The sequence below is a fragment of the Microbacterium sp. Au-Mic1 genome (assembly GCF_021341785.1).
Classification (GTDB): Bacteria; Actinomycetota; Actinomycetes; order Actinomycetales; family Microbacteriaceae; genus Microbacterium.
In genome coordinates this window covers 126,139-148,663 of sequence record NZ_JAJTTF010000008.1, presented here as the reverse complement: position 1 = coordinate 148,663, position 22,525 = coordinate 126,139, and the positions used below count along the sequence as shown (strand labels likewise).

Sequence of the window (22,525 nt, the reverse complement as noted above, 5' to 3'; positions counted from 1 at the left end):
GGGAACAGGAGTGGGAGCAGCCGCGGGACCAGGACGCGGGAGCGGACCAGGGCCCGACCGCGGGATTGCGGGATCCGGGCCTCAGCCCTCCGGCGCCATCTCGAAGTCGTACCAGGCCGGCACCGGGCGGTCGGGGAACGCCTCGTGCCACAGCGCCGACATGCTCAGCTCGCCCTCGCGGAGGTTCGGCACCTCGAAGCGCTCCTCGAGGACCCGGCCTGCCGCCTCCGTGTCTCCGGTGGCGAGGGCGGCGCGGATCTCCACGACGCGGAACCGCCCGAGCGTGCGCAGCTCTGCCGGCAGGGTCTCGACCAGGGTGCGCACCTCGTCGGCGCGTCCGTCGGCGAGCAGCGCCTCGGACAGCTCGAGCGCGAGTGGTGCGAGGTCGGGGGCGAGCTCGCGCGCCTCGGCGAGCCGGCTGATCCCCTGCGCCTGCGCGGCGGTGCCTCCGTCGGACTGGCGCAGGGCGAGCCCGAGCCCGCGCAGCGCCCAAGGGCTGCGGCGGTGGCGCAGCGAGGCCTCGTAATGCGAGATCGCGGTGCCGTGCTCGTCACGGGCGTGCGCGGCGACGGCGCGGTGATAGTGGGTCAGCCACGTGGAGGGAGCCTCGGCGAGCAGATGATCCCACTCCTCGCCGGTGACGTAGGAGGCAGGGGCGTCGAGCGGATCCGGCTCCACGGCGTCCGCGGCCGCGTCGGGCGTGCGATCCAGCAGCCCCGCCCAGTAGGCGCCCTCCTCGCCCTCGCGCGCGAACCGCACGCCGGGCAGCGAGGCGAAGGCCGAACCGGCGCGGGCCGCGAGCTCCTGCTCGAGCGAGCCCCAGGGGGAGCCCGCCGACAGCAGCGCGTCCGGGGCGACGTCGGCAGCGGCCTCGAGCCGGGCGATGCCGGCGGATCCGGCCGCATCCGCCGTGTGGAGCACCTGGGCGCCGACGACGGCGACGTCCTCGTTCCAGGATCCATCGAGAGCCGGATCCGAAAGCGTCAGCGGCAGGAACGTCTCGGTCCACTCCCACGTCGCCCCGCCCGGCATGCGCAGATGCTCGTACTGCGTGGCGGCGAGCCCTGCCTGAATCTCGAAGTAGGCGCCCGTCTCGCCGCCGAGCCAGTCGCACCAGCGGTGCCCGCCCGGGGTGTCGCCCCAGACGAAGAGCTTGCGGCCGACCAGTCCTGCGGTCGAGACGTGCGCGAGGCCGGATCCGTCCGCGTCGACCGCGGCGATCCAGGGGCGCGGTGCCGGTGCGCCAGGAGCGGCGTCCGCGGCGAGACCCGGCGCCAGGTCGAAGAAGTAGTCCGCGGCGGCGGGTGCCGACGCGGGCAGACGCGGATCCGTCTCGGTCAGGTCCACCCGGCCGAGCGTGCCGTCGTAACCGGTCATGTAGGCGTGCGTCGCCGGCGCGAGCACGCGGCTTCCCTCGGTCTGCGCGACGGCGATGTTCGTCCACCAGTACATCCCCGTCTCGCGGTCGCGCGGATTGCGCACCCGCACCCGCACGTGCAGGGCGGCGCCGTCGAGCGTCGCGTCGATCTGCAGGATCAGGCCGCGCACGCGCTCGTACTCCCACATCCGCAGGATCGGCTCGCCGTCGTCGCCGGTGATCGCGGCGGCGTACAGCGGGGCGGAGGTCAGCGGCCAGTGCCCGCGCATGCCGATGTTCCATTCCGCGCCCCCGGAGAACCACGCGTCGCGCAGGGCGAGGTTCGCCGGCTGCAGCATGGCGTTGCGGTACACGAGGTCGCGGCCGGTGGTCTTATCGAACAGTCGCACCAGCCGGCCGCCCAGGTCGAGGGCGAACTCGGCGCGCAGCTGCTCGTTCTCGAGCACGGCGAGGCGCATCGGCGCCGGTGTGCGCTCGCGGTCGTAGCCGTCCTGGAGCAGGTACGGATGGATCGACGTGACCTGCCCGTACCGGATGTTCGCCGCCATCTCGGCGGGCAGCCCCTCCGTGGTGGCCTCGTACGGCGCCTGTGGCATGGCGGCGATCGCGGGGAGGGGGTTCGGGGATCCGACGGGGGCGGTGGGGAGGACGACCTGGGTGACGGTCAACGTTGCGCTCATCGTTCCCCAGTATCCTCGCCCGGCCTGTGCGACGGGAAGGAAAACGGATCCTGATTCCCGCCCTCCGGGTCGAAACCGGCGTCCGCGTACGCTGAACGGGTGCCCGAGTTCCCCTACGCCCGCCTGCGCCGGTTCCCCGACGTGGAGGCGCCGAATCTGCAGGCGTGGGACGCGACGGACGAGCTGCTCGTCGAGGCCGCACGAGCGTCGGCCGTCGAGCATGGGATCGACAGATCCGCGATCGCCGTGATCGGCGACGGGTACGGCGCGCTCGCCCTGCCTCTCGTTTCCGCGGGCCTGGACGGCGTGCGCGTGCACCAGGATCTGGTGTCGGGGCGCCGGGCACTGGCCCGCAACGCTGCCGAACTCGGGGCGAGGGGCTTCGACTCGCGCGAGCTCGATGCCGAGCTGCTGCGCGACGCGCGGCTCGTGCTGCTGCAGTTGCCGAAGGGCCTCGCCGAACTCGAGGAGATCGCGGATGCGGTCGCGCGCTGGGCGGCGGCCGACGTCATGCTGCTCGCCGGGGGGCGCGTGAAGCACATGACCCTGGCGCAGAACGAGGTGCTCGCCCGCTTCTTCGGCCATGTCCAGCCGCAGCGCGCCGCGCGCAAGTCGCGCCTGATCGTCGCGACCGATCCGCGGCCGGCGCGTGCGGACCCGCCGTTCCCGGTGTCGTCGATGCACCCGGAGTTCGGGCTCACCCTGTGCGCGCACGGCGGGGCGTTCGCTGGCGACCGCATCGACATCGGCACCCGGGTGCTGCTCGACGTGATGCGCGAGCGCGCCCCGGAGCTCGCCGCCCTCGCCGGACGGGAGGGGGCCACCGCCGTCGACCTCGGCTGCGGCACGGGTGCGCTCGCCGCATCGCTGGCCCTCGCGGTGCCGAGCGCGCGCGTCGTCGCCACCGATCGCTCCGCGGCAGCGGTGCAGTCTGCGCGGGCCACGATGGCGGCCAACGGCGTCGCCGACCGGGTGACCGTGACGCTCGACGATGCCGGATCCGAGATCCCGGACGGATCCGTCGACCTCGTGCTGCTGAACCCGCCCTTCCACCTCGGCGCAAGTGTGCACGAAGGAGCGGGACGCCGGCTCATCGACGCCGCTGCGCGGATGCTCCGTGCGGGCGGCGAGGTCTGGACCGTCTTCAACTCGCACCTCGATCACCGTCGCGCGCTCGCCGCAGCGGTCGGTGTCACGGAGCAGCTCGCGCGCACTCCGAAGTTCACGGTCACCCGGTCCGTGCGGCGCTGATCGCGGGCTTCGAGGCGCAATGTCTGCTGCTACCGAGCCCGATCGAGGACGGACATTGCTCCCCGAACGCGCGAACGCCGGCCGCGCGAGCGCCGTCCTCGCCGCATCCGGTCGGGTGGACCATCGACCTCGGATTTGCCACGGGATCAGGTTCTCGTTACGTTGGAATGCGGGCCTGATGGCCCCAAGACCAGTCCGCGGTCGCGTCCTTCTTTCGATTCTGCTGTGCACGAAGAGGCGTGGGCGTACGGTCGATGATCTCTGCTGAGGATCCGAAATCCTCCTCCTGCGCCGCCAGCATGGCTTGGTTCGAAACGGCCCTGTGATCATCACCCGGGCGAGACCGATGCAGGCCTCCCCGATGGGTGAGGCCGCGGGGGAAACGTGTCCGAAACCGCTCTGGAAGCGCGTCATCTGTTCAAGGTGTTCGGGAGGAATCCGAACCAGGCCGTCCGCCGGCTGAAGGCCGGCGAGACCCGATCCGCCGTCGCCGATGCCGGCACCGCCGCCGTCATCGACGCGAGCTTCACCGTCAACCGCGGCGAGATCTTCGTCATCATGGGACTGTCCGGATCCGGCAAGTCCACCATCATCCGCATGCTCAACGGGCTGCACGAGGCGACGGACGGATCCGTCCTGGTCGCCGGCGACCCGATCACCGGCATCCCCGCCTCCCGTCTGCGCGAGATCCGCCGTGATCGCGTGTCGATGGTGTTCCAGCACTTCGCGTTGCTGCCGCACCGCACCGTGGCCGCGAATGTGGCGTATCCGCTCGAGCTCAAGGGAATCGGCAAGACCGAGCGCCTGGCCAAGGCCGAGGAGATCCTCACTCTCGTCGGCCTGGACGGCCAGGGCGAGAAGCTGCCGTCCGAGCTCTCCGGCGGCATGCAGCAGCGCGTCGGCATCGCCCGGGCACTCGCGGCGGACACCGACATCCTGCTCATGGACGAGGCGTTCAGCGCGCTGGATCCGCTGATCCGCCGTGAGATGCAGGAGCAGCTGCTCGAGCTGCAGCAGAAGCTGCAGAAGACGATCGTGTTCATCACCCACGACCTGAACGAGGCCATGTTCCTCGGCGACCGCATCGCGGTGATGCGCGACGGCCGCATCGTGCAGATCGGCACGCCGGAGGACATCCTCACGGACCCGGCCAACAGCTATGTCGAGCAGTTCGTGCAGGACGTCGACCGCGCCCGGGTGCTCACCGCGGCGAACGTCATGGAGCGTCCGCGTCCGGTCGTCGCGGAGACGGCCGGCCCGCGTACCGCGCTGAAGCAGATGCGCGACGCGTTCATGTCGGCGACGTACGTCGTCGGCCGGGACCGCACGCTCAAGGGCGTCGTCACCGACCGAGACGTCGTCAAGCTGATCCGCCGCGGCGAGAGCACCATCACGTCGGTGCTCAAGCCCGCCACGCAGGTCGTCGACGAGGACGAGATCCTGATGAATCTGTTCATCCCCGCGGTGGAGTCCCCGGTGCCGCTCGCCGTGGCCGACGCGGAGGGACGGCTCGTCGGCGTCATCCCGCGCGTCACGCTGCTCGCCGCCCTCGGCCCCGGCCCGGGTGCCACGGGCGAGATCAACCTGCCGGTGCTGCCGCTGCCGCAGGCCGAGGTCGACGCCATCCTCGACGACGGCTGGACCGCGCCCGCATCCGAGAGCGCACCGAGCACGCCGACCACACCGGACGCGCCGAACGAGGAGGTCACCCGATGAACGTCCTGCCCATCGGATCCTGGGTCGCCGTCGCGGTCGACTGGATCAAGGCCAACCTCGACGGCCTGCTGAACGTGATCTCGACCGTGGTCTCGTTCCTCGTCGACGGCCTGAGCTTCGTGCTGCTGATGCCGTGGTTCTATGTCGTGATCATCATCGCGGCGCTCATCGCCTGGCTCGTGCGCTCCTGGCGCCTGGCGATCGGCACCGTGATCTCGTTCGGGCTGATCGTCGCGATGGGCCTGTGGGTCCCCGCGATGCAGACGCTCGCACTGGTGCTCGTCGCCGGGGCGGTCGCCGTCGTCATCGCGATCCCGCTCGGCATCTGGTCGGCCCGCAACGCCACCGTGCGCGCGGTGCTCAAGCCCGTGCTCGACTTCATGCAGACGATGCCCGCATTCGTCTACCTCATCCCCGCCATCGTGTTCTTCAGCATCGGCGTCGTGCCGGGCCTCGTGGCCACGGTGATCTTCGCCCTGCCTCCGGGCGTGCGCTTCACCGAGCTCGGCATCCGCGGGGTGGACTCCGAGACGGTCGAGGCCGGACAGTCGTTCGGTGCGACACCGGGTCAGATCCTGCGCGGGATCCAGCTGCCGCTGGCGATGCCCACGATCCTCGCCGGCGTCAACCAGGTGATCATGCTCGCCCTGTCCATGGCCGTGATCGCCGGCATGGCCGGCGCCGACGGGCTCGGCAAGCTCGTGGTCGAGGCGATCTCGACCGTCAACATCGCCAAGGGCGTCGAGGCCGGACTCGGCGTCGTGCTGATCGCGGTCTTCCTGGACCGCGTCACCGCGTCGCTGGGATCGCTCGGACAGCACCCCGCGTCGCTGCTCGGGATGCTCTCGCGTCGCCGCGCGGCCCGGCGCCTGGCCACGGCATCCGCCGTGGTCGATCAGACCCCGGAAGCATCCGCCGAGGAGAAGGAGCTGCAGCATGCGTAAGAGCAGGATCACCACTCTCGCGGCGCTCGGAGTCGCGGCCGTGCTCGCCCTGGCCGGATGCGCGAGCGACGGCGCCGGCGGCACGCTCGAGATGGCGGGCAAGGCCCCCACGAACGGCGCCGGCAAGGGCGACAAGGGCACGATCACGATCGGGTTCCTGCCCAGCTGGACGGACGGGTTGAGCACCGCGTACCTGCTGCAGGACCAGCTCGGCAAGATGGGCTACGACGTGAAGATGCAGACGCTCTCCGATGCGGGCCCGCTCTACGCGGGGCTGTCGCAGGGCGACGTGGACATCTTCCCGTCGGCGTGGCCCGAGGTCACGCAGAAGGCGTACATGGACAAGTACCAGGGCTCGATCGACGACCTCGGAACCTACTACGGCAACGCCCGCCTCACGATCGCGGTGCCCACCTACTCCGACATCGACTCGATCGATCAGCTCAAGGGCCGCGCCTCGACCTTCGGCGGCAAGATCATCGGCATCGAGCCCGGCGCCGGTCTCACCGCGCAGACGCAGAAGATGATGCCGGAGTACGGTCTGGACGGCGAGTACCAGCTGGTCACGTCGTCGACCGCCGCGATGCTCACCGAGCTGAAGTCGGCGACCGACAAGAAGCAGGACATCGCGGTGACCCTGTGGCGTCCGTTCTGGGCCAACAGCGCCTACCCCGTCAAGGACCTCAAGGATCCGAAGGGCGCCATGGGCAAGCCCGAGGGGCTGCACTTCCTCGGCGCGAAGGGTTTCGCGGAGAAGCACCCCGACGCCGCCGCTCTGATCGGCAAGATCAAGCTGGACGACGCGCAGTACGGCTCGCTCGAGGACATGGTCGTGAACCAGTTCGGTGAGGGCAAGGAACCCCAGGCGATCGACGAATGGGTCAAGGAGCACGGCGGCGAGTTCGACTGGCTGCAGAAGTAACCGGGCGCATTCGCGCACCGTGCCGGCCTCGGTCCTTCGCGGACCGGGGCCGGTATGCTGTACCCCCGTGGGGTATCGGATCCGAGTCGTGGGCACGTCGTCGACGTGGTCGCTGCGGATCGCGCTCCTCGTCGCCGCGGTGATCGCGGGGCTGCTCGGGATGCACGTCCTCGACGGGCACGGCACTCCGATGGCGGGAGCGGATCCGTCCGCGCACGTCGCGATGTCCGGGTCGCCGATGCCGGCGACCACGGCGGCGCACGAGATCGCGGATGCCGTGGATGCCGTGGCCGGTGACGGCTGCGCGGACTGCGCCGAGCACGCCGCGATGGCGGAGGGCTGCGTGCTCGCTCCGGTGGCGCCCGCCGCGCTGCCCGGACCGCCCGCAGAGGATCTGCGCCCCGCGATCGTCGCACCCGCCATCGGTTCTGCGGCGAACGTTCCCGCCGCGCCGCGCCCTCCGAGCATCTCCGCCCTCTGCATCAGTCGCAGATGAGCCGGATCCGGCGCGTCCCGCACTCCCCGTTCCGCGGGCGGACGCGCCGGGCACGGCCTCGCGCACCGCTGTCCGGCGGCGCGCGTCATCGACGACGAAAGCAGAGAACGACATGACCATCCGCACCTTCCACCGCGCCCTCGCGATCGGCGCGATCGCCCTCGCCGGGGCCGCCCTCACCGCCTGTGCGCCGACGACCGACCACTCCGGAATGCCCGGGATGACGCATGGCGCGTCCGCACCGGCGACCGGATCCGTCCAGGGAACCGCGAACGACGCCGACGCGATGTTCGCGAGCATGATGATCGGCCACCACCAGCAGGCGATCGACATGAGCGACACGCTGCTCGCCAAGACCGGCGTCGACGCGCGGGTGACGGAGCTCGCGACGAGGATCAAGGCCGCGCAGGCGCCCGAGATCGCGACCATGCGCGGCTGGCTCGCCGACTGGGGCGTGCCGTCCGCGGCGCCCGGATCCATGAGCCACGGCGACGGCATGATGAGCGAGGCCGACATGGCGGCGCTCGAGGCCGCTCCGGGTGCCGAGGCCGGGAAGCTGTTCCTGCAGCAGATGATCGTGCACCACGAGGGCGCGGTCGACATGGCCCGCACCGAGAAGGCCGACGGCGCAGCTCCCGCCGCGGTCGACCTGGCGGCCGCGATCATCGACGCGCAGACGGCGGAGATCGCCGAGATGAAGGACCTGCTCGCCGCGCTCTGACCCGGGCCCCGGCCCGGTTCGCGGGCCGGTTCGCGACGCGCGACGCCTGCATGACCCTGCCACGGATGCACGACCGGATCCGCGATCGGATCGTGCATGCGTCGCGACGTCGTGCAGGTGTCGCGTGCGGAGCGCAGGGGAAGGCCACCCACCTTCGGGTCGTCCCCGTCAGCGGAGCCCCTGGGTGCGCTCACGGGGACGACGCGGAAGTGGGTGGCGGAGACCTGAAGGGCAAGGGGAGGCCACCTGTCCGGATCCGGGCCCCGCGCGTAGCCTTCCGGTATGGACGGCTTCGCGGCGGTCGACTTCGGCTTCGCGCGAGAGGTGCTGCAGCGAGGCATCGCGGCGCTCTACCTGGTCGCCTTCGTCAGCACGCTGAACCAGTTCCGCGCGCTGCTGGGCGAGCACGGCCTGCTCCCGGCGCCGGAGCTGCTCGCCTGGGCCGGATCCTCCTCCCACGCCCGCCGGCTCCTGCGGCCGACGCTGTTCCTGCGGGTGCGCTACACCGATCGGCGGCTCGTGGCGCTGTGCGTCGCGGGGTTCGTCGTGTCGGCCGCTCTGGTGGCCGGCCTGCCGCAGCTCGCACCGCCGTGGGTGCCGATGGCGTGTTTCCTGCTGCTGTGGCTCGGGTACATGTCGATCTCGTCGATCGGGCAGACCTTCTACGGCTTCGGCTGGGAGATGCTGCTGCTCGAGGCGGGGTTCCTCGCCGCGTTCCTCGGATCCGCGTCGCAGCCGCCGCCGACCGTGGTGATCGTGCTGTTCTGGTGGCTCGTGATCCGGCTCGAGTTCGGCGCGGGCATGATCAAGATCCGCGGCGGTCGCGAATGGCGCGATCTCACCGCGCTCATGTACCACCACGAGACGCAGCCCATGCCAGGCCCGCTCAGCCGGCAGGCGCATCTGCTGCCGCCCTGGTTCCACCGGCTCGAGGTGGTGGGCAACCACGTCGCCCAGCTCGGCGCGCCCTGGCTGCTGCTCGCCCCGATCCTGGGGCTGTGGATTCCTGACCCCGTGCCGGCGATCGTCGGCGCGGTCGGCGCGGGCGTGGTCATCGCGACCCAGCTCTGGCTCGTCGTGACGGGCAACTTCGCCTGGCTGAACTGGGCGACCGTGGTGCTCGCCGTCTCAGCGATCGGGATTCCGACGGGCGCACCGCATCACCCGCCGACGGCCCTGCCCTGGACGATCGACGGCCTGCCGTCGCCCTGGCTCGTGGTCACCTCCGCAGTCGGCGTGCTCTACGTCTGGCTCTCGGTGCCGGCGGTGCGGAACCTCTTCTCGCGCAGCCAGGCCATGAACGCGTCGTTCAACCGCTGGCAGCTCGCGAACGCCTACGGTGCCTTCGGCACGGTGACCAAGGAGCGGATCGAGATCGTGGTCGAGGGCACGCTGCTGCCCGATGCGGATCCGGATCCGCTCGCGGGTGAGTGGCGCGAATACGGCTTCAAGGGCAAGCCGGGCGATCGGCAGCGCATCCCCGGGCAGTTCGCGCCGTACCACCTGCGCCTGGACTGGCTGATGTGGTTCCTGCCGCTGGGGCGGATGTACGAGGACTGGTTCGCGATGCTGCTGGTGCGACTGCTCGAGGCGGATCCGCCGACGCTCCGGCTGCTGCGGGACGACCCGTTCGGCGGGGTGCGTCCAGCGCAGGTGCGCGCCGTCGCCTACCGTTACCGGTTCACGACCCGCGCCCAGCACCGCGAGAGCGGACGCGTGTGGATCCGCGACCGCCGGCGCGTGGTGGTGCGGCCGCTGTCTCTGCGTGACGACGAGGGCGCGACCTGACTGCCGTCGAACCACGCCGGCGACCCGGCGGACACCGGCATATCGTCCGCATATCGAGAACCGGATACGCCCCGGCAACCCGGCCGTCGATTGACTCGAACCCATGCGATCGCCTGCTTCGGAACTCGTCGTCCATGAGGACGCGCTCCGCGAGAACACCGATCGATTCCGTGCGCTGACCGGCGGGCGGCTGATGGCGGTCCTCAAGGCGGACGCGTTCGGACACGGGGACATCGCCGCTGCGGTGCTCGAGTCGGGTGCCGGCTCGATCGGGGTGACCAGCATCGACGAGGCGCTCGCGCTGCGGCAGGCGGGCATCGACGCACCGATCCTGAGCTGGCTCAACACGCCGGACGCCGACGTCGAGACGGCTCTGCACCTGCACGTCGACCTCGCCGCCCCGAACCTCGAGCTGCTGTTCGCGATCGCCGGATCCGCGCGGGCGACGGGAACCACGGCTCGGGTGCACCTGCACGTCGATGTCGGCACGGGCCGTGACGGCTGTCCGCCGAAGGACTGGGCGTCGTTGTGCGCGCTCGCGCGCGAGCAGGAGGCGGCGGGCGCGATCCGCGTGGTGGGCGTGATGGGGCACCTGTCCTGCGCCGACGACCCGGGGAACGGTCAGAACGTGCGCGAGCGCCTGGTGTTCGAGAACGCGGTCCGCACCGCCCGTCGTCGCGGTCTGCGTCCGCACCTCCTGCATCTCGCCGCCACCGCGGCGACGCTCACCGGAACCGCGGCCGGGTACGACCTGCACCGCATCGGCGCCGGGCTCTTCGGCATCGATCCGTCCCGCACGACCGACGATCTGCGGCCCGCCCTGACGCTGACCTCGACCGTCGTGTCCTCCCGCGAGGCTCCGGCGGGCACCGGCGTCGGATACGGCCACGACTTCGTCACCTCGTCCCGCACCTGTCTGGCGCTGCTGCCGCTCGGCTACGCCGACGGGCTCCCGCGCGCGGCATCGGGGCGGGCCGAGGTGCTGGTGCACGGTGAGAGGCGGCCGCTGGTGGGCAGGTTCTCGATGGACATGGTCGTCGTCGACACCGGCGACAGACTGCTGCGCCCGGGCGAGCGCGTCACGATCTTCGGCCCGGGTCGGGACGGCGCGCCGACGGTCGCCGAGTGGGCGGCGTGGGCGCGCACGATCGAGCACGAGATCGTCACGGGCGTCGGCGCTCGGGCCTCCCGCATCCGTCGAACCCTCGACGCGTCACCCCGAACCCCGCACCCGTCCCAAGGAGAAACCGCATGTCTCAGCACCCCCGCCGCCGGATCGCCGTCATCGGAGGCGGCGCGAATCACGAGCACGCGGTCTCGCTCGCGTCCGCGGCCGGCGTCACACGGGCTGTCCGTGCACTGACGCACATCGCGGTCCCGCTCACCATCGGTGAGGACGGTGCGTGGCGGGACGAGCAGGGCGTCGCATTGCCCTTGCACCGCGCGGTCGAGCTCGTCGCGGGCTGCGATGTCGCGTTCGCGGTGCTGCACGGCGAACGGGGCGAGGACGGCACGATCGCGGGGCTGCTCGATCTGTGCGGAGTGCCCTCTGCCGGATCCCCGGTCCGCGCCGGCGCCCTGGGGATGGACAAGAACGCCACGAAGCTGGTCGCCGCGTCGCTGGGGATCGCGACGGCGCGCGGGCGCGTCGTCGCGTCCGGGGACGAGGTCGGGATCACGGTGGCCGGTCTGACCCCGCCCTTCGTCGTGAAGCCCGCCGCCGGTGGATCCAGCAACGGGGTCTTCGTGGTCGCCGACCTCGATGGTCTCCCGGACGCCGTCGATCGCGCGCGGACGTTCGGGGATCCGGTGCTGATCGAGGAGTACGTCACCGGCCGCGAGGTCGATCTCGCCGTCTTCCGCGATCGGCACGGCACGCTGCGCCTCGGCGCCCCGCTCGAGATCGCGGTGGCGCCCGGCGATGTGTTCGGCGCCACGGAGAAGTACGACGGCACCGCCCGCTTCACGGTGCCGGCCCTGATCGACCCCGCCGAAGAGGCTGCCGTCCGCTCGGCGGCGAGGCGGCTGTACGAGGCACTCGGGTGCGCCGGCGTGGCCCGCTTCGACTTCTTCGTCACCGCCGACGGCCCGGTGCTCAACGAGGTGAACACGACGCCGGGGATGACCGAACGGTCCCAGGTGCCGCTGATGTACGCGGCGACGGGCCTCGACTACACCGGTTTGATCGCCGAGCTCCTGGATGCCGCGGTCGCGTCGATTCCGGCGGCGGGGGCGACGCGGCACGCGGGGGAGGCGTCGCACGCGTCAGGATCCGCCGCGTGACGGTCGCCGGGCCCGCCCCGACGAACCGGCTGGCGTGGGCGGACGCCGCCAAGGGGCTGCTGATCGTCCTCGTCGTGTTCTGGCACGTCGTGATGAAGAGCTATCTCACGATCGACTGGCGCATCGGCCTGCCGATCCCCGGCGCCTGGGGCCTGATCTCCGATCTCGCCTACCCGGTGCGGATGCCGCTGTTCTTCCTCATCTCCGGCTGCTTCGCCGCGAACGCGGTCGCCCGGCCGTGGGCCGCCGTGTTCCGCAGCCGTGTCCTGCGGTTCCTGTACCTGTACCTGCTCTGGACGCTCATCCACATGGTGACGATGTGGGCGTTCCCCGACTTCCCCACCCTGATCCCGAGGTCCGTCGCGGAGTTCGTCGAGGCGATCACGATCAGCCCGCCGAATGCCTGGTACCTGTACGCACTCGCGCTCTACTTCCTCGTCGCGAAGGCGTTGCGCCGCCTGCCGGCCTGGATGCCCCTGGCTGCCGCCGCCGCGCTGACGACCGCCGTGGGCGCGGGGCTCATCGACATCGTGAGCAACCGCGGATCGCTGCTCGCCAGCCTGCTCTACTTCCTCATCGGCACGACGTTCTCGCGGCGGATCATCGGTCTCGCGGCCCGCCCGCGCCCTCTGCTCGCGGCCTCGTCCGTGGCGCTCTACCTCGGCGCCTTCGCCGTGGTGCGGGCCACCGGGACGGAGCAGATCCCGGGAGTGTGGCCGGCGGTCGCCCTCCTCGGCGTCGGCGCGGGGATCGCCGTGGCGCCGCTGCTGGCGAGGGTGCCCCGGCTCGGTCGAGCCCTGGGCCGGCTCGGCAGTCGCACGCTGCAGATCTACGTGATCCACATGCCGGTGCTCGCGCTCGCCGACGCCCTCGTGGCGCAGCGGGTGTCGGACGCCGGGCGGCCGGTGCAGCTGGTCGCGGCTGTCCTGCTGCCGGTGGTCCTCACAGCCGTGGTCATCGCCGTCAGCGTCGGGATCGGCGCCCTGGTCACTCGGGACAGGCTGTCCTGGTTGTTCGACCTGCCCGCGGGGCGCCGCCCGGCGGAGTCGCGCTCTCGCCGTCGCTCCGCGGAGTCGTCCTCCCGCCGTCGTCTCCCGTGGCGCACCCCCGCCGCGGTGCTGGGGCTCGCGGTCGTCGGCATCGTCGCGACCGGGGCGGCGGCACTGCCCGCCCCACCCGCGACGATCCCGCAGCAGTCCGCGCAGCGCGCCGGTGAGGTCAGCATCGGCGCGACCGGGGACATCCTGCTCTACGACGCGAGCCGCTCGACGCCTGCGGACCACGGGGCCGGGCACTTCGACGGCGTGCGCCCGTGGTTCGCGGAGGACATCGTCACCGGCAACCTCGAGCAGGCGATCGCGCCCGACACGGGGCACGACAAATGCGGGAAGGATCCGGACTGCGTCGCCTTCCGCAGCGACCCCGCCTCGGTCGCGGGCCTCGCGGGTTTCGACATCCTCAACCTCGCGAACAACCACAGCCGCGACTTCGGGCAGGCGGGCTACGACGACACCAGAGCGACGCTCGCCGGGGCAAGGATCCGGGCGGTGGGCGGTCGCGACGAGATCGCCTACATGCGGATCGGAGACGTCACGGTGGCGATGATCGGCTTCGCACCCTATGCGGACTTCAACCGCGTCACCGACCTCCGGCACGTGCGCGCCGTCGTGCGTGCCGCCGCCGCACGGGCCGATGTCGTGATCGTGCAGGCGCACATGGGGGCGGAGGGGCCGAGTGCCGACGTGGTCACCCCCGGCACGGAGTCGATGTACGGCGAGGACCGCGGGGATCCGGTCGCCTTCTCCCACGCGGCGATCGACGCCGGGGCCGATCTCGTCCTCGGACACGGTCCCCACGTGCTCCGGGGCATGGAGTGGTACCGCGGCCGTCTCATCGCCTACAGCCTCGGCAACTTCGGCGGAGGGGGCGTGTTCGGCAAGGATCCGGCGACGCGCTACGGCGCCTACCTCTCGATCCGGCTGCGCGCGGATGGGACGGCGGTCGCGGGCCGGGTGCGGTCGGTCCGGTTCGACTACCCGGACGGCACTCCGCTGGCTGACACCGCGGGGGGCGCGGCGCGGCTCATGGATCAGCGCGGGCGCCGCGACTTCGGCGGGAGCGCGGTGACGCTCGCTCCCGACGGCCGGATCACCCTGCCCTCATCCGGCCGCACTCCGCGCTAGACCGGCACGGCGGCGCCGCCTGCGGCGATGGAGGCATACGCCGCATCCACGACGGCGACCGCGGTGATGCCGTCGGCCGGGGTCACCCGAGCGGGTCGCCCGGTGCGGATCGCCTCGGCGAAGTCTGCGATCTGGGTGCGGTAGGGGTGGTCCTCGGTCTGCGGCGGGAGGTAGCCGGCGTCGGGCTCGGCCGACGGGTCCGGCCCCGCGACCGCGGTCTCGCCGCCGCCGGCAGCGCTGTCGTGCGCGAGCGTCCCCTCCGTGCCCGACACCTCGATCGTGGTGCGGAACGGTGTCCCCGCGCCCAGCCAGCCGCCGTCGATCCGCGTCGTGGCGCCGTTCGCGTGGGTGAGCTCGACGATCGCGGAGACCGGTGGCGAGAAGCGTCCGTCGACGCTCTGCGGATCCTGCCGCGCGGCGACCGACGTCACGGGTCCGGCGAGCCACAGCGCCTGGTCGATGTCGTGGATGAGCAGGTCGCGGATGAGCCCCCCGCCCGCGCCCTCGTCGTAGAACCACGCCGTCGCGGGGCCCGCTCCCGAGCGGCTGAGCCGCAGTGACTGCAGCGCGCCGATCGCGCCGGCGGCGACCTGCTGCTGGATCCGCCGGTACGCCGCGAAGTACCGCACGACATGAGCGGGGAACAGGCGCACGCCCGCGGCGTCGGCGGCGTCGGCGATGCGCCGTGCCTCGACCGCGCTCACCGCGAGCGGCTTCTCGCACACCACGTGCCGCTTTCGCGCGATCGCGCGCAGCGCCAGGTCGGGGTGCGTGGGCGTGGGGGCGAGGATCCCGACGATGTCGACCCGCTCGATGAGCGCGTCGGCGTCATCCGCGATCCCGACGTCGAACTGCGCGGCGAGGGCTGCGGGGCGGGTGCGCGAGGAGATCACGCACTCCGCGCCGAGCGCCTGCCAGGCGTCCAGGTGCGACGCGGCGATCCCGCCCGCGCCGATGAGTCCGACGCGCAACGGCGCGTCCCGGCCGGTCACGACCTCAGCGCTCCGGATTCCGCAGCGGCGCGGCCTGGCGCCGCGGATCCGCGGCTGCGAGCGGATCCCGGACCGGGATCGGATCCGCGAGCGCGTCGGGATCTCCCTGCGCGACCGGATCCGGCTGCGGGACCGATGCCGGCGCGAGGGCCGGATCCGCCTCGGCCCCTTCGCGAGAGGGGACGGCGGCCTCGGAAGCCTGGCCCCGCTCCAGCTGGAGGGCGACCTTCTTCTCGAGGTTCTCGACGGCGGCGTCGGAGAGATCGATGAGGCCGTCCAGCTCCTCGCGCACGCGGCGGTACGCGGTCTGGCGTTCTGCGGCCGTGGCGGACTGATCCACGGCGACCTTCAGCATGTGCTGCGCGCGCTCGAGGCGCTTGCGCTCCGTCTCGGTGAATGTGGAATCGCGCAGGCGACGGGCGTCCTTCTCCGCGATCTCGAAGGCGACCGCGTAGTTGCCGACCGCGTCGAGATACTCCGACACCTGCTGCTCGGTCACCCTCGCGTCGGCTGAGCTCGGCCGCAGCGCATCGGCGGTCTTCTTCGCGCGCAGGAATGCCGCGGTCAGCGGCTGGCGTCCGTCGCTCATGGCGGGAAACGCGATCATCTTGGCGACGTCGAGCTCGTAGTCCAGCCAGCGGGCGGTGATCTCGTCGTGCTCGGTGAACAGGCGTCCGAGGAGCTCCTTCGACGAGTTCGCCTGCTGCTGCGCGACCTCGCGCGGTGACATCGTCGGCGCGACCTGACCCCTCGCGGCGAGCTGGGCGGCCTTGATCTCGCCCTTCAACCGCAGCGTCTCGAGCCGTTGCCGATGACGTTGTTGCGACAGCACCTGCCACCGCCGCGCGATGCCCCCGGCCACGCCCATGAGCGGGAACACGAGCCACCAATAGTGCTGCGCGAACGTCCAGAAACCGTTCAAGAACTCCTGCATGATGCCCCTCAGCCTATGCCGGACGGATCCGCCCGTCATCGGTGGATCGCAGGGTCACAGCAGTCTCTTCAGCACCCGCCCCCGTGTCACCCCGTGGCGACCGGCGCCGACGTCCCGGTTCCGCCCGCTGGTCGCGTCCTGCCGGCCTCTGTTCTCTGGTCCCATACCGCCCCTTCCATGCCCGTGAAGGGGCGGCATGGGACCAGTGAGCGGTCTGGAGGGGCAGATTGCGACCAGCGGGTGACCTGGAAGGGTGCCATGCGGCCAGCGAGCGAAGGTGCGCTCTCCGCGTCAGTTCAGCCTTCCTGCGGCGACGTCGGCGCGAAGCTTCGGCAGCACGCGGGACTCGGCCGGGTCCAGACCCAGCACCTCGGCGAGTTCGAGCGCGAGGGCCTCGTGCCCGGTGGCGTTGGGGTGGAACGGGTCGTTCATCAGTCCCCACGGCACCCCGCCGTTGCCGAGTGTGGCGAACCGGGCGAACTGATCCACGAGGATCGTGCCCTCGGCTGCTGCGACATCGCGCACCGCCTGCGCGAACTCCGCGATGCGGCCGCGCTCGGGAGCGTTCGGCACGTCCACGGCGGGAGGCGTCTGCAGCACCGGGATCGCTCCGAGCTCGCGCACGCGCCGGACGAACGCGGTGAGCGAAGCCGCGAACTCGGAGGGCGTGATCACGGGGAACACGCCCTCGTCGGAGCAGTCGTTCGTGCCGATCATGACCGTGACCACCTGCGGACGCCAGGTGGCGACCCGGCGGTCGAAGTCGTCGAGGAGCTGCACCACCCTCCATCCGCTGATCGCGGTGTCGATGACCGCGTCGTGCACCCGGCCGAGCTCGCCGCGGACGATCTCGTGCAGGTGCTCCGCGTACGTGCGACCGCCCTGCGTGTGGACCAGGCCGTGCGTGATCGAATCGCCGGTCAGCACCCAGGTGAGCGGGGCATCGGAGGTGAGGGCACGGGCGAGGACGTCGGCGTCGGCGGTCATGGATCCATTCTGGTGGGCGATGCCGACGGAAATGGCGGCGCACATGCACGCGCCGCCATTCCATCACCGGGTCAACAGACCAGGTTGTGCGTGTAGGTCGCGATCGGATCGGTGCCGCCGTAGAGGTGCACGACGGCGCTCGTCACACCTGTGTCGAGGACGATCGGCGCGTTGGCCCCGGCGTTGTAGTAGACCAACCGTCCGTCCGGTGCGAGGTAGGTCGCGTGTCCGACGACGACCGAGTTCGCGGGAACGCCCGTCGCGGTCTGATAGGTCCCGTTGGTGACGCCGTAGACCGCGGGGATGCCGGTGGTCACATACGTCACGTACGGATCGGTGCCGCCATAGAGCGTCGTTGTCGCGCTGGACACGCCAGAACTGACCACGACCGCGGTGCCGGTGGCTGCCCGGTAGTAGTAGAGCAGCCCGTCCGGGGCGAGGTACGTGGAATGGCCGACGGCGGTGGTTCCGGCGGGGACGCCGGTCGCGGTGACGTAGCTCCCGGTGGTGGCGTTGTACGCCCTCGCAACGCCGCCCGCGACGAAGGTCAGAACGGGCTGTGTTCCGTTGAAGAGCGACACCTTCGCGCTCGACACCCCGGAGGCGACGAGGACGGACGTGTTCGTGGCCGAGTTGAAGTAGTACAGGTCTCCGTTGGGTGCGAGGAAGGTCGCATGACCGACCGCGGTGGATCCGTTCGGCACGCCGGCGGCCGTGATCGTGGTTCCCGTGGCCACGTCCTGCACGGTGGCGACCCCGCCCGACACATACGTGGAGTAGGACTGGGTTCCTCCGATGAGGATGGTGGTGCCGCTGGTGACGTTGGTCGCGAGCGGCATCGCCTTTCCCGCGACGGTGTTGAAGTAGACGAGGCTGCCGTCCGGGTTGAGGAAGGTTCCGTGGCCGACGGCCACCGATCCGAGCGGGATCCCGGTCGCGGGAGGGTTCCCGGTCGAGACGACGTCGTAGATCTTCGCGCCGACCTGAGCGGTCACGACCACCGGCGCCGTTGCGTTCGCGCCGGTCATCGACGCACCCAGAGACGGGGTGGAGGCCGCGTTTGGCTTCGCTGTGATCGCGGGCAGGACCACCTTGCCGTTTGGGTCCGTCGTGAAGCTGCGGGGGCCGGTGAACCCGTCCGCCCAGGTGAGACCACTCGGCAGGACGACGGTCACCGTCGTGCTCGCCGCAGGCGTCGTGCCGTTCGTCGTCGCCGCGAGAGTCACGTTGGTCAGATCGCTGCAGCCGCCCACGCTGTAGGGGCCGTTGATGAACTTCAGAGTCGGGGAACCCACCGACGCCGCAGCCAGCGGCATCGCGGCGGCGGTCGCGATCACGGGGACGCTCCACACCGCACCTCGGACGATCGTGCGCCGGCTGATCCGTCCCGTCGTGGCGACTGACGGCCCGCCCTCTGGCGTGTTCGGCCCCTGAGTCTTTCCCGCTGCACGTCCTTGCATCATCGTGATGTCTCTCCTTCGTCGTCACGCTCTGAATCAGGTGCGCGTCGTGGGTGGCGGGCGCGAGATCGCATGCCGCGATCAGGCGCGAACGTCTTGCGCCCACGCCGACGGAGCGCTGCTCCACTCCCCACGCGCGGCAGGTATCGGATACTCAACAGCCTGTCCGAGCCGTGCGGGGGAAGCGATCGATTCCGGGGTGAAATGGGGGTGAAACGGGGCGTCGCGCCGCTGAGGCGCGCCGCAGGAGTCTCGGGCCCGTCAGCATGACCGAAGCGCGTCCCTGCGCCGCTGGCGGAGCATCAGCACGATCGCGATGGTGATCCAGCCGAACGGGATGACGGCGAGCAGCAGGAAGAGCGTGGAATAGTCCGGGACGCCTCTGATCGCGATCACGACCCCGAGGACGAGCGACGGGCCGATGAGCTGGCCGATGCCGATGACGGCGCTGTACACGCCCAGCCTCCAGCCGGCTCGTTCCGACGTCGTGAGCGCCAATGCGGCGGTGAAGAGCAAGGTGGTGCTGATGCCGATCGCGATCCCGCTGAGAAGGCCGGCCAGCGCCAGCGGCACGAGGGAGGCCGTCATCGCCCGGAGGATCAATCCCGTCACCAGCAGCACCCCCGCGATGGAGAGAAGCGGAAGTGTGGATCTGAGCATGCGGGGGAGGATCAGCATGACGGTGGCCGCTCCGACGAGACCGAGGAGCGCTACGGCGAGGACGAGGGTTCCCGCCTGAGTCGCCCGATCCCAGTCGAGACCGAGACGCGCGACGATGTCCAGCGGGTGGTACGTCAGGTACGCCGACAAGGCGACCTGCGAGCTGAAGCCGAGCACGAGAACCGCGACCCACGACATCCGCGGCGCCGCCGTGCGGTCCGCCTCGCGCGCGGGAACGGAGGCCCGAGCGCGGTCCCGGTCCCCGGTCCGCGGAGAAGTGCGCGTCAGTGCGATCGCGGGCACAGCCGCAGCGCACAGCGCGAGGCAGATCGTCGTCCCCCACGCGGATCCGGGAAAGAGCATCAACATCGCGATGGGGACGAGCAGCCCCACCGAGGACACCGCGATCATGACCACCGCGCTGCGCTCCCGATGCACGGCCGACACATGCGTCAGCAGAGCCCGGGACACGGCGATCGCTCCCGACAGGCCCCCCTGCGCCAGACCCCAGCCGGCGGCGAGCTCCCATCCGGAACGGGAGAGGCTCATCCAGGCGAGCGCGAGAACCCCCAGCGCGGTGCCCCCGAAGAGCACCCACCAGCGGCTGCGCAGCGTCCGTGCTCCGAGGTCGGCCGCCCACCCTGCGATCAGCGCGCCCGCGATCGCGCTGCCGGAGCCGATCGCGATGATGGCTGCAGTCCAGCCTGCCGCAGCGTCGGCACCCTCGAGCTCCGACGCTCGTCGGGCGATCGCCACGGTCGCCGGGGGAACGAGAGCGGCGAGCAGGAAGAACTTCGCGAGGTTCGCCTTCAGGCCGAGCAGCCGCGTGCCTTCGGCTGGCGGATCCTGGCGTTCACGGGGCAGCGGTTCTTCCACGACGTGCTTCATGACGGCCTCTCGTCCGGCGAGCCCCCCTCTGTCCGGGCGGCATGAACAGGCCGCGCATCGGCTCGTCGGAGCAGGCCGTACCCGCGGTCGATCGGGGTGCGACGACTCCGGCAGAATATCGGACATGGAGAGCACGCCGGCTCTGGGAGACGGACAGACGAGCGACGCACGCGGCAGAGAAGGCTCTTTCCGGAATCCTCCCGAGCTGGCTGTTCCGGCGACCGTGCAGGAGATCTCGGACGCCGTCGCGATCGAGGACTACGACGTCGTCATGGATCTGCTCCGCGCCGAGTGGTTCGCGCTGATCGCCGCCCATTCGGACGAGCTCCGCGAACTTCTCCGTGATCTGCCGCCGGCCGATCTCCAGAGCCGTCCGCTTCTCGGATTCGTCTACGGCCTGTCGTTCTTCGGCCTCCCGCACCACCGTCTCCGTTCCGCCCGCATCCTCCTCTCCGTCCTGCGGGTGGCGCACGGCAGGAAGCACGAACTCCCCGCGATCGATCGTGCTCTCATCCGAGCCAGCGAGGCGGTTGCGTATCGCCTCCTCGGCCGTCCTCGTCTCGGGATCCGCTCCGCGCGAGCGGCCGTGCGCGCGCTCGATGGCCTGAGCGACGACCAGCGCGCGGAGGTCGGCGACATCCCACGGATCTACAGCCAGATCGGGACGTCGTTCTACTACGCGGGAAACGTCGAGGAGGCGCTCGGAACGCTGGCGAAGGGCTACGCCGAAGCGGCGCCGGAACACCCGCACAACGGGTTCGGGAACATCTCGATGCTGGCCGGCATCCACGCCCTACGCGGCGACATGGGCTCGGCCGCCCGATACGCCGAGCTCGCGCGCGACGACCACTGGACGGATGTCCAGAGATCGATGTACTCGGGCACCTTCTACCGCCTGGCCGAAGCGTTGATCGCCCTCGAGCGATTCGACACCGCCACGGCGCGCGAGCATCTGGCGAGCATGGTCCACGACCGCGACACGATCGAGTTCTGGGTCGAGATCGCGATCGTCGAGGCCTGGACGGAGCTCGTCGACGGGCGACCGGGGGAAGCGATCGCCCGACTCGACGCGTTGGTCGCGAGGCGCGGCGCCGAGGGACGATCCGTCGATGCGCGGCATCGGCTCGCCGGTATCCGCGGCGTGATCCATCTCGCCCTCGGCGACCCCCACGCCGCCTCGGTCGCGCTCCGCCGCGATCTGGGCCTCGGCGCCGACGCGCACGTGCAGCGCGCGCGTGTGGCTCTGGTCCTCGGGCGCATCGACACGGTTCTCAGCGAATCCCGGCGCGCCGTCGTCGCAGGGCTCTCCGCCCGCTCGGAAGCGGAGCGGCTGACCATCGAACTGGCTGCTCTTCTCCGCGCCGCGCCGTCGACCAGGACCGCGGGGCTCGCGCGCCAGCTCGCCGCCGTCCTGGAGCACAGCGGTCAACGTCTGGCACTCGTGCTGATCCCGTCCTCCGACCTGGAACGGGTCAGACGGGCGCTCGCAGACGTCGGTCGCGACGACATCGCTCAGAACATTCCGGCGCGGTCTCTCCTGCTCCACTGGGAGGACGAGGCGAGCCTGACCGAGCGGGAAGCCGTCGTGCTCGGCGAGCTCGTGCACACGTCATCGATCAAAGCCGTGGCGTCGGCCCTCTTCGTCTCGTCGAACACCGTCAAGTCCCAGGTCCGAAGCATCTACCGCAAGCTCGGAGTGACCAACAGGGAGGATGCGATCGCCGTCGCGCGAGGTCGCGGCCTGCTGTGAGACCGCGATCCCGACAACTCAGCCCACAGGGCGGCAGAACGAGCTGGATCCGTCATAGCGCGAGCATCAGCACTCGGGATCGCGACCTCAACCGACGATGGAGGCGGTCGCCGGTTCGGTGCGAGCCATCAGCGTCCGAGACGCTCGGCGCAGGCGACGCAGTGCTCGGCGAACGGGCGCACCTCGAGACGACTGGCGGGGATCGGCCGGCCGCACGAGGCGCAGATGCCGTAGGTGCCGGCGTCCAGGCGGGCGAGTGCATCGTCGACCTGCTGCAGCTTCGCGGCCGCGGCATCGGCGAGCCCGTGGAGGCGGGACCACTCGGACGACAGCGTCACGCCTTCCGGGTCGTGTTCGTCGTCGTCGTTCGAGCCCTCCCGGTCGCGCAGGAGTTCCCGGAGCGCGGCGTCGGTCTCAGCGACCTGGGTCGCTGCCGCGGCGCGGAGCTCCTCGAGCAGAGCGCGGGGATCGGGAGCCATGCGGCTCACTCTA

The 22,525-nt window shown here is 71.2% G+C and carries 18 protein-coding genes; 11 read left to right on the top strand and 7 right to left on the bottom strand.

Annotated features, from left to right (window positions below; genetic code table 11):
- Positions 1-81: 81 nt before the first annotated feature.
- Positions 82-2,058: a DUF5107 domain-containing protein gene (locus LXM50_RS12650; RefSeq protein WP_233311681.1), complete on the bottom strand. Its 1,977-nt coding sequence runs from the start codon at positions 2,056-2,058 to the stop codon at positions 82-84.
- 99 nt (positions 2,059-2,157) lie between these two features.
- Between LXM50_RS12650 and LXM50_RS12645 the strand changes: the two genes are divergently transcribed.
- From LXM50_RS12645 to LXM50_RS12600, 10 genes are all read left to right on the top strand, one after another.
- Positions 2,158-3,309 (top strand): class I SAM-dependent methyltransferase, encoded by a 1,152-nt coding sequence (locus LXM50_RS12645; RefSeq protein ID WP_233311680.1) that lies wholly within the window; start codon positions 2,158-2,160, stop codon positions 3,307-3,309.
- 384 nt (positions 3,310-3,693) lie between these two features.
- Positions 3,694-5,025: a glycine betaine/L-proline ABC transporter ATP-binding protein gene (locus LXM50_RS12640; RefSeq protein WP_233311679.1), complete on the top strand. Its 1,332-nt coding sequence runs from the start codon at positions 3,694-3,696 to the stop codon at positions 5,023-5,025.
- Complete coding sequence (locus LXM50_RS12635) at positions 5,022-5,969, top strand: proline/glycine betaine ABC transporter permease (protein WP_233311678.1); 948 nt, start codon at positions 5,022-5,024, stop codon at positions 5,967-5,969. Before LXM50_RS12640 ends, LXM50_RS12635 begins: the two co-directional genes overlap by 4 nt.
- Positions 5,962-6,891 (top strand): glycine betaine ABC transporter substrate-binding protein, encoded by a 930-nt coding sequence (locus tag LXM50_RS12630; protein ID WP_233311677.1) that lies wholly within the window; start codon positions 5,962-5,964, stop codon positions 6,889-6,891. Before LXM50_RS12635 ends, LXM50_RS12630 begins: the two co-directional genes overlap by 8 nt.
- 88 nt (positions 6,892-6,979) lie before the next feature.
- The gene (locus LXM50_RS12625; RefSeq protein ID WP_233311676.1) at positions 6,980-7,387 is read left to right on the top strand and encodes a DUF6153 family protein; all 408 of its coding nucleotides are present in this window, start codon (positions 6,980-6,982) and stop codon (positions 7,385-7,387) included.
- Positions 7,388-7,499: 112 nt separating this feature from the next.
- Positions 7,500-8,108 (top strand): DUF305 domain-containing protein, encoded by a 609-nt coding sequence (locus tag LXM50_RS12620; RefSeq protein ID WP_233311675.1) that lies wholly within the window; start codon positions 7,500-7,502, stop codon positions 8,106-8,108.
- A 282-nt stretch (positions 8,109-8,390) separates the two neighbouring features.
- Complete coding sequence (locus tag LXM50_RS12615; RefSeq protein ID WP_233311674.1) at positions 8,391-9,896, top strand: lipase maturation factor family protein; 1,506 nt, start codon at positions 8,391-8,393, stop codon at positions 9,894-9,896.
- 103 nt (positions 9,897-9,999) lie between these two features.
- On the top strand, positions 10,000-11,259 hold the full coding sequence (alr, locus tag LXM50_RS12610; protein ID WP_233311673.1) for an alanine racemase: 1,260 nt from the start codon (positions 10,000-10,002) through the stop codon (positions 11,257-11,259).
- Entirely contained in the window at positions 11,148-12,179 is a 1,032-nt protein-coding gene (locus LXM50_RS12605; protein ID WP_233311672.1) for an ATP-grasp domain-containing protein, read from the top strand. Before alr ends, LXM50_RS12605 begins: the two co-directional genes overlap by 112 nt.
- The gene (locus LXM50_RS12600; protein WP_233311671.1) at positions 12,176-14,362 is read left to right on the top strand and encodes a CapA family protein; all 2,187 of its coding nucleotides are present in this window, start codon (positions 12,176-12,178) and stop codon (positions 14,360-14,362) included. Before LXM50_RS12605 ends, LXM50_RS12600 begins: the two co-directional genes overlap by 4 nt.
- Here the strand turns inward: LXM50_RS12600 and LXM50_RS12595 are convergent.
- The 5 genes from LXM50_RS12595 to LXM50_RS12575 all read right to left on the bottom strand — a co-directional run bounded on the left by LXM50_RS12595 (position 14,359) and on the right by LXM50_RS12575 (position 20,283).
- Complete coding sequence (locus tag LXM50_RS12595) at positions 14,359-15,354, bottom strand: Gfo/Idh/MocA family protein (protein WP_233311670.1); 996 nt, start codon at positions 15,352-15,354, stop codon at positions 14,359-14,361. The genes LXM50_RS12600 and LXM50_RS12595 overlap by 4 nt on opposite strands.
- Before the next feature lie 4 nt (positions 15,355-15,358).
- Complete coding sequence (locus LXM50_RS12590; protein WP_233311669.1) at positions 15,359-16,288, bottom strand: hypothetical protein; 930 nt, start codon at positions 16,286-16,288, stop codon at positions 15,359-15,361.
- Positions 16,289-16,579: 291 nt separating this feature from the next.
- Positions 16,580-17,275 carry an SGNH/GDSL hydrolase family protein gene (locus LXM50_RS12585; RefSeq protein ID WP_233311668.1) on the bottom strand — a complete coding sequence of 232 codons (696 nt, stop codon included), beginning with the start codon at positions 17,273-17,275 and terminating at the stop codon, positions 16,580-16,582.
- 71 nt (positions 17,276-17,346) lie between these two features.
- On the bottom strand, positions 17,347-18,612 hold the full coding sequence (locus LXM50_RS12580; protein ID WP_233311667.1) for a hypothetical protein: 1,266 nt from the start codon (positions 18,610-18,612) through the stop codon (positions 17,347-17,349).
- A gap of 384 nt (positions 18,613-18,996) precedes the next feature.
- Positions 18,997-20,283 (bottom strand): MFS transporter, encoded by a 1,287-nt coding sequence (locus tag LXM50_RS12575; RefSeq protein ID WP_233311666.1) that lies wholly within the window; start codon positions 20,281-20,283, stop codon positions 18,997-18,999.
- A gap of 124 nt (positions 20,284-20,407) precedes the next feature.
- Here LXM50_RS12575 and LXM50_RS12570 point away from each other — a divergent pair, with 124 nt between their 5' ends.
- Complete coding sequence (locus LXM50_RS12570; RefSeq protein ID WP_233311665.1) at positions 20,408-22,033, top strand: LuxR C-terminal-related transcriptional regulator; 1,626 nt, start codon at positions 20,408-20,410, stop codon at positions 22,031-22,033.
- A gap of 128 nt (positions 22,034-22,161) precedes the next feature.
- Here the strand turns inward: LXM50_RS12570 and LXM50_RS12565 are convergent, their stop codons facing one another.
- The gene (locus LXM50_RS12565) at positions 22,162-22,512 is read right to left on the bottom strand and encodes a TraR/DksA C4-type zinc finger protein (protein ID WP_233311664.1); all 351 of its coding nucleotides are present in this window, start codon (positions 22,510-22,512) and stop codon (positions 22,162-22,164) included.
- Positions 22,513-22,525 lie beyond the last annotated feature (13 nt).